Raw genomic sequence first — 10,922 nt, 5'->3', positions numbered from 1 at the left:
CCACCTGCCGAACCGCCCGTACTTCGACACCGTCGAGATGAAGGGCGGCGGCGACGCGGTCTCGGCCGCCCGCGCCGTGCTCCAGACCGGCGAGTACGATCACGCTAGCGAGATGACTCGTCATGCCGGGCGGACCTTCTCGAACCATGTGATCGATCCGACGGCGCCGTCCGCGGCCCGCGTCGTACACAGGCATTTCGGCGCCGCAGCCTTCCCGCGGATTAGCGCCGAACTGATGGCCGCCGTGGATAAGGCCGACTCGGCGCAGTTCACCCGTGCGGAGATCCTCGACCCGCAGGGTTGGGTGCTGCTGAACTTCCTCATGGATTCGCGCACCGGGCTCGGACGCTTTCGCGATTTCCGGATCTCGAACTACGAGCTCATGATGCAGCTCATCGAGCATTGCCGTGACCACAGCATCGCGGAGGTCCTGGCGCTCCCGGACGTCAGGGAGCGCGTCGACCTCTACAACGCGCATCGCGAGTCCTTCGTGGACCAGCTCCGCCGCTGCACCTCTGTCCACGGCAAGCTGGCGCTGATCGACCTGCGGGACGAGGAGGTCATCTACGCGGGCAACCGCTTCACCGTGTACGCTCTCTTTCCCGACTGCGACGTCTCGGCCCTCGTGATGTGGGGCTTGAAGAAGCAGAACACCGTCTTCGCCATCGGGAAATCGGTCCTCGATCGCGGCTCACAGGTCGATGTCGGCGCGCTATGCCTTGACTATGGTGGCGGTGGGCACCGAGCTGCCGGGACCTGCCAGATCGCCAACGCACGCGCCGAAGCCGTCAAGGCCGAGCTCATCGCCGCGCTATCGGGTGACTCCCGCAAGGCTGCGGCCTGAAACGACCTGGAGCTGCAGCGAGTTCGACCCGCACCCCACGAAGCGCATCGGCTAGATCGGCGCAACCAACCGGACTCGATCAATCGAAGTTCAGCGCGCGATCAACGCGCGTGCGGGCCGGCCTGTGGCCGGCGATCGTAGCCGGGAGATTCAATCTGCCGATCGTCAGCCGCTTTGCGCTGGCGGAAACGCCGGCCGCGCTCTCCCGCTCGAGGAAGAACGAGCATTTCGGAAAGATCGTTCTGGGGGTTTGACGCCCAGTCCGAGCGGCGGCCACGAACAAGCCGGCCCGGCGCAGGGCGGCCGCTTCTCGACCGGCTTGCGGCGTTTCGCCGGGAGATTCCGGGTACCCCGATGCCTCGACGGCGGGATGCGGCGGCCGCGCGCTGATTGGAACAGGGCGCGGCGGCCTTCACGGGCGTATTGTGCGAACGGGATCGAGCGTCGAACAGCGCGCCGCGTGAGGATCCACAATCCCGGCCGGCGGGCGCCCGTGGATCAACGCGTTGCCAGAACAGAGGGCCGCGTCTTCCGGGTTATCGCGTTCGGCTGGGCGGCAGGATCATCGCGGTGTCCGGGTCGGAAACGTCGCCCTCCTGCTGCTGATCGAGGGTCAGCTTGGCCGCGAGGTCCGGCACCTGTCCGTTCGCCAATTGCTGCGCGGCCGCGACTTCCTTATCCCGTGCCTGCTCCGCCGTGAGCTCGCCGCGCACCACCGCCCGGGCCAGGTTCAGGCTCAGGACGTTCTCGGCCTCGCTGGCGCCGTACGTGGTGAGCGTGCCCCGCGTCCGGTCCGGGATGACGCTGCCGTTGAAGGTCGCGACGGCGCTGAAGAGGTTGAGCGGGACCTTGTAGGGCAGGCTCTGCTCCAACACATCGCTGTGCTTGGCCGGAAAATCGTGTTCGGCTCCGACCTTGTGCACCACCGTCCGGATCCACGGACCGTTGCGGTGCCAGATCAGCAGCGTCGCCGTCTGCTCCTGCGGTGCGCCGTACTTGTCAGCCACGGCCTCAGCGGCCTTGCGGGACGCCTCGGGCCAGTCCTGCGCGAGGCGCTCGGCGGCCCTTGCGGGGCCCGCGGACAGCGCGAGAACAAGAGCGAGGATGCATCGGCTACGGTTCTGCGAAGGCATGCGCTTCCCTGACGGCGCCGGGGCCAGCACGGCCCCGTGCAGCGAATGGGGATCGCTGTCACGCCGCCGCGTTGCTCCGGATCTACGCGGGGTATAGGCCGAGCACCCCAGAATGGTTCCAGGGAGATGCCCGATGGCGCAGCCGATGTCGCTGGACGTGAACGGGCGCGCGGCGCCCGTGAGCGTGGACGACCCCGATACGCCGCTCCTCTACGTGCTGCGCGACGATCTGGGCCTCCACGGGCCGCGCTTCGGCTGCGGGCTGGGCCAGTGCGGCGCCTGCACGGTGCATGTCGATGGGCAGGCGGTGCGCTCCTGCATCACTCCGGTCTCGAGCCTGAAGGCGGGCGCTAAGATCGTGACGCTCGAAGGGCTCGGCAGCCTGGACAAGCCACACCCGGTGCAGGCGGCCTTCATCGCCGAGCAGGCGGCGCAATGCGGCTACTGCATCAACGGCATGATCATGCAGTCGGCCGCCCTGCTCAGCGAAATGCCGAAGCCCGACGAGACCGCGATCCGGCAAGCGCTCGCCCAGAATCTCTGCCGGTGCGGCACCCATCAGCGGATCGTGCGCGCCGTCCAGCGCGCGGCCGGCACGCTCTGACGGAGCTTGTTGCCATGAACGCACCCGTTCTCTCCCGCCGCAGCCTGCTCCTCCAGGGCGGCGCCCTCGTGGTTGGTTTCTCGCTGTCCGGCCGCGGCGCCAGTGCCCAGACCTTCGCGCCGGTCGCCACCAACGGCTTCGCGAAGCCCGTCGCCCCGGACCGCGTCGACAGCTTCCTGGCGCTCGGCGCCGACGGTCGCGCCACGATCTTCTCCGGCAAGGTCGATCTCGGCACCGGCGTCGAGACTGCCCTGACGCAGATCGCGGCCGAAGAGCTCGACCTGCCGCTCGACCGCGTGACCATCGTCCAGGGCGATACGGCACTGACGCCGGATCAGGGGCCGACCTACGGGAGCCTCTCGATCCAGAAGGGCGGCGTCGAGATCCGGCAGGCGGCGGCGACGGCCCGCGCGCGCCTCGTGCAGATGGCCAGCGAGCGCCTCGGCGTACCGGCCGACGCGCTGGTGAGCGAGAACGGCACCGTCCGCCCGAAAGCTGGTGGACAGGGCCTCTCCTACGCCGACCTTGTGAAGGATGGGCGCCTCGACCTCAAGGTCGATCCGGCGGTCAAGACGAAGGATCCGGCGCAGTTCGCCCTCGTCGGCAAGTCGGTGGCGCGGGTCGACATCCCCGAGAAGATGACCGGCCGCTTCACCTACATGCAGGATTACCGCGTGCCCGGCATGGTGCATGCCCGGGTGGTCCGTCCTCCGACCATCGGGGCGGATCTGCAGGGCGTGGACGAGGCCTCGGTCGCGACCATCCCGGGACTGATCAAGGTCGTGCACCAGGGTAACTTCCTGGCCGTCGTCACCGAGAAGGAGTGGGCGGCCGTGAAGGCCGCCAAGCAGCTGAAGGCGACGTGGTCGAAATGGGAGGGCCTGCCCGAGCAGGACAAGCTCTGGCAGCACGTGCGCGCCACGAAGGTGACGAAGGACGACGTCACGAGCAGCACGGGCGATGCCGAGGCGGCACTCCGCCAGGCGGCCCGGAGGCTCGAAGCCACCTATGACTTCGCCATCCACACCCACGGGTCGATCGGTCCGTCATGCGCCATCGCGGAGCTGAAGGACGGGTTCCTGACCTGCTGGACGGCCTCGCAGATGACGCACGCCTTGCGCAAGCAGCTCTCGGCCATGACCGGCCTCGCGCCAGAGGCGGTCCGGTGCATCTACGTGGAGGGTTCAGGCTGCTACGGCCGCAACGGTCACGAGGACGCGGCCGGCGATGCGGCCCTCCTCGCCCGCGCAACCGGACGGCCGGTGCGGGTCCAGTGGTCGCGCGCGGACGAGCATGGCTGGGATCCGAAAGGACCGCCGACCCTGATCGACCTGAAGGCCGGCCTTGATCCGCAGGGCAACGTCACTGCCTGGTCCTCCCAGTTCCATATTCCGGAAGGGGCGGCCGGCAACGTGCCGCTGGTGGCAGCCTCACTGGCCGACCTGCCGCACGAGACCACGATGGCGCCCGGCAACATCATCGGTAACTCGGCCCTGCCCTACGCCTTCCCGAACGTGCACACGGTCTGTCATCGTCTGGCCTCGACGCCGTTCCGGCCCTCCTGGATCCGCACCCCCGGGCGGATGCAGAACACCTACGCCAACGAGGCCTTCCTCGATGAATGCGCGGCGGCAGCCGGCGCCGACCCTCTGGAGTACCGCCTGCGCGCGCTGAAGGATCCGCGCGGTATCGAGGTGCTGAAGCGGGTTGCCGATCTCGCCAAGTGGCAGGCGCGCCCCTCGCCGGTGAAGGACGTCGCGGGCGACGTGCTGCGCGGCCGCGGGATCTCCTACGTAAAGTACGAGCTCAACCGCACCTACGTGGCCGGCGTGGCCGAGGTCGAAGTCAATCGCAACACCGGGCAGGTGCGGGTGCCACGCTTCTTCGTGGTCCAGGATTGCGGCCAGATCATCAACCCGGACGGCGTGCGCAACCAGCTCGACGGCAACGTCATCCAGACCGTCAGCCGGGTGCTGCTGGAGGAGGTCACCTTCGATCGCGGCGCCGTGACGAGCCTCGACTGGTCGAGCTACCCGATCCTGACCTTCCCGGACGTGCCCGAGGTCGTGATCGACCTGATCGATCGGCCGAGCGAGAAGCCGTGGGGCGCCGGCGAGCCGTCCGCCGCCATCGTGCCGGCGGCGGTCGCGAACGCGATCTTCGACGCAACCGGCGTGCGCGTGCGGTCCGTGCCGTTCACTCCGGCCAAGGTGAAGGCAGCCCTGCAGGGGGCCTGAGTCGTGAACTGGCAGGATCGTCGCTCCAGTGGCGCGGCGCGGGACGGGATCGTCGGTCCGCGGGGCTTCGCGGACATCGGGCGTGCGTCGGCCGCCGGGATCGATGCAGCTTGATCGAGGCGGTCGGCATGGGCCCGCCCGTGCCAGGGTTCGCTCCGGCATCCGCTGACCGCACTGCGGCAGCGCTCGAGCATTCGCTGCTCGGCGCTCACGTCCGTCGGATTGCCCCTCGGCCGGCTCAGTCCACTGCGCGCTGTTCAGGTCACCGCTGGAGGAAATCCAAGGTCTCTCGGGCGAACATCTCCGGGGCTTGAAGCTGCGGGACGTGCGCGCAGTCCGGCAGCATCGCGAACCGGGCATCCGCCAGCCCGGCCGCGAGCTCACGCGCCATAGTCGGCGGCGTCGCCTCGTCGTGCTCGCCGACGAGCACCAGGGCGGACGCGCGCAGCTCCGCCAGCCGGGGGCGCAGATCAAGGCCCGCGAGGGCCGCACAGGCGTTCTGAAACACGCCGATATCGGTCCGCAGGAAGGCGGCCCGCCGCTCGGCCATCAAGGCCGGATGGGCGGCCTGGAACGCGGGTGAGAACAGCCGGCGCATCGCCGTGTCGGCCAGGGCCGGAAGCCCCTTCTCGCCCGCCACGCGCGCCATGCCGCGAAAGGCCTCGCGGCCCGGCTCGGAGAAGCAGGCGCCGCAATCCGCGAAGACGAGGCGGTCGAACAATTCCGGGTGGCGCAGGGCGCAGAGCAGCAGCACGAAGCCGCCGTATCCGTTGCCAAGCCCGGCCGCCGGCCGCCCGCCTGTCGCCGCGCGCACCGCCTCGCCGACCCGGTCGGCGACCGCCTCGAGGCCGCCCGGGACAGGCGTGGAGCCGCCGAAGCCCGGCAGGTCCACGACGAGGACCCGGAAGTCACGGCTGAGCGCCGGGACGACTGGGTCGAAGCTGGTGGCATCGGCGAGCAGCGAGTGCAGCAGGACCAGGGGCGGCCCAGCGCCGAACTCCCGAACCGCAACGGTTTCCTCCGCGATCAACGCCTGCATTCAAGACCTCCCCACCGCCCTTGCCGACGCCTTCAGCCCGCTGTCGCATCCGACGCGCGCAACCGCAATCCAGTTGACGTGATATTTCACGAATGGCAGCATGTGTCGATTGAATGAGGCCGCCGTGCTGCTCCGTGACAACATCTACGCGGCGATCCGCGCCGACATCCTGGCTTGCACCCTTCGTCCTGGTGCGGAGGTGCGCGAGCAGGAACTAGCCAAGCGCTACGCCGTCAGCCGCCAGCCCGTCCGCGAGGCGCTGCTGCGCCTGGAGCGCGAGCGCCTCGTGACCGTTCATGCGCGGCAGGGATATCAGATCAATGCCATTTCGGTCGCCGACGCGCGGGATCTGCTGCGCATGCGCCTCGCGCTCGAGCCGGCCTGCGCGGCGGAAGCCGCGGCCAACGCGCCCGATGCCATCCTCGGCGCGCTCGACGCGTTCCGCTCCGTGGCCGACGGCGCCGATTTCATCGCGGAGAATCGCGCCTTTCACATCGCGCTTGCCGAGGCGTCGGGGAACCGCCGCATGGCCGCGACCGTGCGCGACCTCGTCGAGCAGGCGGACCGGCTGGTGCGCGTCAGTCTCGACGGCATTCGCGGGCGCGATCCGGCGCAGCTGGTGGCCGAGCACGCCGGCATCATCGACGCGCTCCAGCGCCGCGACGGCCGCGGCGCGCGGCGCCTCGTGCGCGAGCATGTCGGCCAGGCCGAGCGACGCATCCTGACCGCGCTGGAGCGCAGCGCGATCGTCCTCTGAGCAGCGCCGCCTCGGGCGTGAAGCCCGGGACGCGGTTCAAAACGATACGGGAGAGACGCCATGACCCTGCACGCGCCGGCACCCTCGGTCGAGACACGGGGCAACTTCATCGACGGCCGCGAGGTCGAGGCCGGCGACGGCACGCTGATCGACGTGCGCAATCCCGCGACCGGCGCGGTGATCGCTCGGATTCCCAATTCAGGTCCCGCCGATGTCGACAGGGCCATGCGCGCGGCCCGGACCGCCTTCGAGGGCAAGGAATGGGGTGGCATGGATCTCCGGGCGCGCGCCCGGCTGGTCAATCGCCTGGCTGACGCGTTCGAGGCCAACCTCGACACGCTCTACCGGCTTGAGACCACCAACAACGGCCGGCCGGTCAACGAGACGCGGGCGCAACTCTCGCGGCTGCCGGACTTCTTCCGCTACTTCGCGGGCGTGGCGCTGGCGCGCCGCGACGACGTGATCCCGGTGGAGGGTAACTACCTCAACTACACCCGCCGCACCCCGATCGGGGTGGTGGCCAACTGCACTCCGTTCAACCACCCGTTGATGATTCTGTGCAAGTCGCTGGCGGTCGTGCTCGCTACCGGATGCACCACGGTGGTCAAGCCGTCCGAGTACACACCGCTCACGACGCTCAAGCTCGCGCAGATCTTCACCGAGGCCGGCCTGCCGCCGGGGGTGTTCAACATCGTGCTCGGGCTGGGCGCCTCGACCGGCAAAGCCCTCGCCGAGCACCGCGACATCAACAAGCTCGTGCTCACCGGCGGCACCGAGGCCGGCCGGATCGCGGGATCGGCCGCCGCCAAGGTCTTCGCCCACCAGACCATGGAACTCGGTGGCAAGACGCCCGTGATGGTGTTCGAGGATTTCGACGTCGAACGGGCAGTGAACTACGCGGCCTTCGGCGCCTTCATCGGCGCCGGCCAGACCTGCGTGTGCGGCAGCCGCCACCTCGTCCAGGCCTCGATCTACGACGAGTTCGTGGAGCGGCTCGCCGCCAAGACCGCCGCGATCCGCCTCGGCGACCCCTTCGACGCCGCGACCCAGCTCGGTCCGGTGATCTCCGAGCGCCAGCGCGAGCGGGTCCTGGCCTATGCCGGCTACGGTCGCGACGAGGGCGCCCGCGCAGTGGCGGGCGGGCGCGCCGCGCAGGTGCCGGGCTTCGAGGGCGGCTACTTCGTCGAGCCCACAGTCTTCGCCGACGTGCGTGCCGACATGCGCATCTTCCAGGAGGAGGTGTTCGGTCCGTTCACCAGCGTCACGCGTTTCGAGGACGAGGCCGACGCGCTCCGGCTGGCCAACGACTCGCCCTTCGGCCTCGCCGCGGCCGTGCGCACCCGCGACGTCGCCCGGGCCCACCGGGTGGCGCACGCCGTCAAGGCCGGCATCGTCTGGATCAACGACCACCACCGCCTCGACCCGGCCTCGCCCTGGGGCGGGGTGGGCGACAGCGGGCTCGGCCGCGAATGCGGCATCGAGAGCTTCAACGACCACTTCGACGTCAAGAGCGTGATGGTGGCGACCGGCGACGGGCCTTTCGACTGGTACCGCGACACGGCCGGCCAGCGCCGCCTGAACTGACGACGACGGCGCGGGAGGATGCGAGGTCCGCGCCAGACGGACCCCTTCCGCGCCGGCCCCCCTCCCCCGGAAGGAAACGCCCATGCCCGCGTCCGTGAACCCGGCGGTCAACGCCGGAGGCCGCCTCGACCGCCTGCCGATCGGCCCATTCCATCGCCGCATCATGTGGCTGATCGGGGTCGGCATGTTCTTCGACGGCTTCGATATCTACATCGCCGCGACCGTGCTGGGCTCGACCCTGAAGAGTGGCTTTTCGACCCTGCCGCAGAACGCGTGGTTCGTCTCGGCGACCTTCGTGGGGATGATGGCGGGCTCGTTCCTCACGGGCTTCTTCGGGGACCGCTACGGACGTCGCTTCACCTATCAGGCCAACCTGCTGGTCTTCGGCCTCGCCGCCATCGGCGCGGCCTTTGCGCCGAACATGACGGTCCTGATCATCCTGCGCTTCATCATGGGCGTCGGCCTGGGAGCCGAGAACGTGGTCGGCTACTCGACCATGACCGAATTCGTGCCGGCGCGGGCGCGCGGGCGCTTCCTCGGCCTGATGGCGGTGTTCGTGGTCACCGGCCTGCCGGCGGCGTCCCTGGTCGGATACCTCGTGATCCCGGCTTTCGGCTGGCGGGCGATGTTCGCGCTGGGCGGCGTCGGAGCTTTGGCCGTCTGGTACGCCCGAAAGAGCCTGCCGGAATCGCCGCGCTGGCTTGAGGCCGTGGGGCGGAACGCTGAGGCCGAGGCGCTGATGCGTGCGATCGAGGCCGAGGCGAGCCGGGGCGCGCCCCTGCCGCCCGCCGCCGCGATGGCGCCCGTGCCGCAGCTCGGGCTCGCCGCCCTGTTCCGGCCGCCGCTGCTGTCGCGGCTGCTGCTGGGCTGCCTGTGCCTCGTGGTGATCAACACGCTGCTCTACGGCTTCGTGACGTGGCTGCCGACCTTTTTCATCCGGCAGGGCCTCTCGGTGGCGACCTCCTTCGGCTATGCGCTGCTGATGGGCCTCGGGGCGCCGGTGGGGAGCGCCATCGGCGCGCTGACCGCCGACCGCTGGGGCCGCAAGCCGACGATCATCGGCGCCTCGGCGACCGCCATCCTGTTCGGGATCCTCTACCCGATGACTCTGGACCCGGTCCTGCTGCCGCTCGTCGGCTTCGGGCTGACCGTGCCGATCTACGTGCTAGTGGCGCTCCTGTTCGGGATCTACATCCCCGAGCTGTTTCCCACCGAGGTGCGGCTGCGGGCATCGGGCCTGTGCAACACGGTCGGACGCGGGGCGACGATCGTGACGCCGTTCCTGGTCGTGAGCCTGTTCGAGGCCTACGGCATCGCGGGCGTGACCGGTCTGATGATCGGGCTCCTGGCCCTGCAGATCGTGGCGGTCGCCGTCTTCGGCGTCGAGCCGCGCCGCCAGAGCCTGGAGAGCCTCGAGCCCGGCCCCACGCCGACCGAGGCCGGCGCGGCCTCCGGGGCACGCAGTGCGGTGCCACGCCCGATCGCCTGAGCGCACATCACGTCCCCGCGCCATCCCGGAGCCGCACCCGGCGCTCTGGAATGGCGGCGGGTTTCGGCTTGCGGGAAGCATCAACACTTTCGAAGGCGAGACTCCGATGCGCACACCACACCGCAGGACGCTGGGATGGGCACTGGCCGCCGCCCTGCTGGTCGCCGGCCTGTCGCCATCCGCCGCGCACGGTCCGAACGCGCCGCCGCACCGCCTGGAGCCGCTCGGCGACCTGCCGCTGGAGACGGGCGAGACGATCCGGGACTTCGCGATCTCCTACGTTACCCATGGGACGCTGAACGCCGACAAGTCGAACGCGATCCTGATGACCACCGCGATCGGCGGCAACCATCACCGGATCGACTTCCTCATCGGTCCCGGCAAGGCCCTCGACACCGATCGGTACTTCGTCGTCGCCACCGACGCGATCGGCAATGGGCTGACCACGAGCCCGAGCAACAGCGTCAGCCAACACGGCACTGCTTTCCCGCACTTCACCATCCGCGACATGGTCGAGAGCCAGAAGCGGCTCCTGGACCGCCTCGGCATCACCCACCTCGTGGCGGTGGCGGGCGCCTCCATGGGCGGCATGCAGGCACTGCAATGGGGCGCGAGCCATCCCGGCTTCATGGACGCCCTGGTGGCGCTGACCCCGATGGCGCGCACCGCGCCGTGGTCGATTGCCGTCAACGAGGCCACCCGCAAGGCGCTGATGCTCGATCCCGCCTTCAAGGACGGTGCCTACGAAAGGCAGCCCGAGCAGGGCTGGCGGCTGCGCGCCGATATCTTGCAGGTGCTGGCTGCCCGGACGCCGGAGGCCCTGCGCGGGATCGCCCCGCAGCCCCTCGACATTCTGCCCTGGATGCGCGCGCAAGAGGAGGCGGTGCTCAAGGCCGGCTTCGACGCCAACGACTGGATCGCCCAGACCTGGGCCTACGACCGCCACGACATCGGCCAGACCCCCGGGTTCGGCGGCGATGTCCGGAAGGCGCTCGCCGCGATCAGGGCGCGCACGCTGATCCTTACCGGCGGCACGCTCGACCTCTACAATCCGGTCGAGGAGGCGCGCGAGGCCGGTGCCTACATCCCGCAAGCGAGCGTCGTCGCCGTGCCGTCCGTGCAGGGCCATACGACGGCCACGGCGACCAAGGCCGCGGACGTGGATTTCATGAACCGGACTGCCCGGGATTTCCTGGACGCGGCTGCGCCGCGCGGCCGTTGAGACAGTGAGAGGT

The 10,922-nt window shown here is 69.8% G+C and carries 9 protein-coding genes; 7 read left to right on the top strand and 2 right to left on the bottom strand.

Going from position 1 to position 10,922, the window contains the following annotated elements:
- Positions 1 to 844 (top strand): hypothetical protein (locus tag CIW48_RS22985; protein WP_197739371.1); only part of this gene is annotated, 844 nt, incomplete at its 5' end.
- A gap of 536 nt (positions 845 to 1,380) precedes the next feature.
- On the opposite strand, the gene CIW48_RS22980 is transcribed toward CIW48_RS22985, so the two are convergent.
- On the bottom strand, positions 1,381 to 2,007 hold the full coding sequence (locus CIW48_RS22980) for a hypothetical protein (RefSeq protein ID WP_246695383.1): 627 nt from the start codon (positions 2,005 to 2,007) through the stop codon (positions 1,381 to 1,383).
- 103 nt (positions 2,008 to 2,110) lie between these two features.
- Here CIW48_RS22980 and CIW48_RS22975 point away from each other — a divergent pair, with 103 nt between their 5' ends.
- Positions 2,111 to 2,581 carry a (2Fe-2S)-binding protein gene (locus CIW48_RS22975; protein WP_149312815.1) on the top strand — a complete coding sequence of 157 codons (471 nt, stop codon included), beginning with the start codon at positions 2,111 to 2,113 and terminating at the stop codon, positions 2,579 to 2,581.
- 14 nt (positions 2,582 to 2,595) lie between these two features.
- Entirely contained in the window at positions 2,596 to 4,818 is a 2,223-nt protein-coding gene (locus CIW48_RS22970; protein ID WP_149312814.1) for a molybdopterin cofactor-binding domain-containing protein, read from the top strand.
- 262 nt (positions 4,819 to 5,080) lie between these two features.
- Here CIW48_RS22970 and CIW48_RS22965 read toward each other — a convergent pair whose 3' ends face one another.
- Entirely contained in the window at positions 5,081 to 5,857 is a 777-nt protein-coding gene (locus CIW48_RS22965; RefSeq protein WP_149312813.1) for an alpha/beta fold hydrolase, read from the bottom strand.
- Between the two features lie 124 nt (positions 5,858 to 5,981).
- On the opposite strand from CIW48_RS22965, the gene CIW48_RS22960 reads away from it, so the two are divergent.
- From CIW48_RS22960 to CIW48_RS22945, 4 genes are all read left to right on the top strand, one after another.
- Positions 5,982 to 6,614 carry a GntR family transcriptional regulator gene (locus tag CIW48_RS22960; RefSeq protein ID WP_149312812.1) on the top strand — a complete coding sequence of 211 codons (633 nt, stop codon included), beginning with the start codon at positions 5,982 to 5,984 and terminating at the stop codon, positions 6,612 to 6,614.
- A 60-nt stretch (positions 6,615 to 6,674) separates the two neighbouring features.
- Positions 6,675 to 8,198 (top strand): aldehyde dehydrogenase, encoded by a 1,524-nt coding sequence (locus CIW48_RS22955; RefSeq protein ID WP_149312811.1) that lies wholly within the window; start codon positions 6,675 to 6,677, stop codon positions 8,196 to 8,198.
- Between the two features lie 82 nt (positions 8,199 to 8,280).
- On the top strand, positions 8,281 to 9,687 hold the full coding sequence (locus CIW48_RS22950; RefSeq protein WP_149312810.1) for an MFS transporter: 1,407 nt from the start codon (positions 8,281 to 8,283) through the stop codon (positions 9,685 to 9,687).
- A gap of 106 nt (positions 9,688 to 9,793) precedes the next feature.
- Positions 9,794 to 10,909: an alpha/beta fold hydrolase gene (locus CIW48_RS22945; protein ID WP_149312809.1), complete on the top strand. Its 1,116-nt coding sequence runs from the start codon at positions 9,794 to 9,796 to the stop codon at positions 10,907 to 10,909.
- Positions 10,910 to 10,922: the final 13 nt, after the last annotated feature.

The sequence above is a fragment of the Methylobacterium sp. P1-11 genome (assembly GCF_008329595.1).
Taxonomy (GTDB): domain Bacteria; phylum Pseudomonadota; class Alphaproteobacteria; order Rhizobiales; family Beijerinckiaceae; genus Methylobacterium.
The sequence above is the reverse complement of the archived record's forward strand: the minus strand, read 5'-3'. Positions and strand labels throughout refer to the sequence as shown.

Excerpts from the sequence above, each read along its gene's own strand:
- CIW48_RS22975 (WP_149312815.1), top strand. The coding sequence starts at position 2,111 with ATGGCGCAGCCGATGTCGCTGGACGTGAACGGGCGCGCGGCGCCCGTG.
- CIW48_RS22970 (WP_149312814.1), top strand. The coding sequence starts at position 2,596 with ATGAACGCACCCGTTCTCTCCCGCCGCAGCCTGCTCCTCCAGGGCGGC.
- CIW48_RS22965 (WP_149312813.1), bottom strand. The coding sequence starts at position 5,857 with ATGCAGGCGTTGATCGCGGAGGAAACCGTTGCGGTTCGGGAGTTCGGC.
- CIW48_RS22955 (WP_149312811.1), top strand. The coding sequence starts at position 6,675 with ATGACCCTGCACGCGCCGGCACCCTCGGTCGAGACACGGGGCAACTTC.
- CIW48_RS22950 (WP_149312810.1), top strand. The coding sequence starts at position 8,281 with ATGCCCGCGTCCGTGAACCCGGCGGTCAACGCCGGAGGCCGCCTCGAC.
- CIW48_RS22945 (WP_149312809.1), top strand. The coding sequence starts at position 9,794 with ATGCGCACACCACACCGCAGGACGCTGGGATGGGCACTGGCCGCCGCC.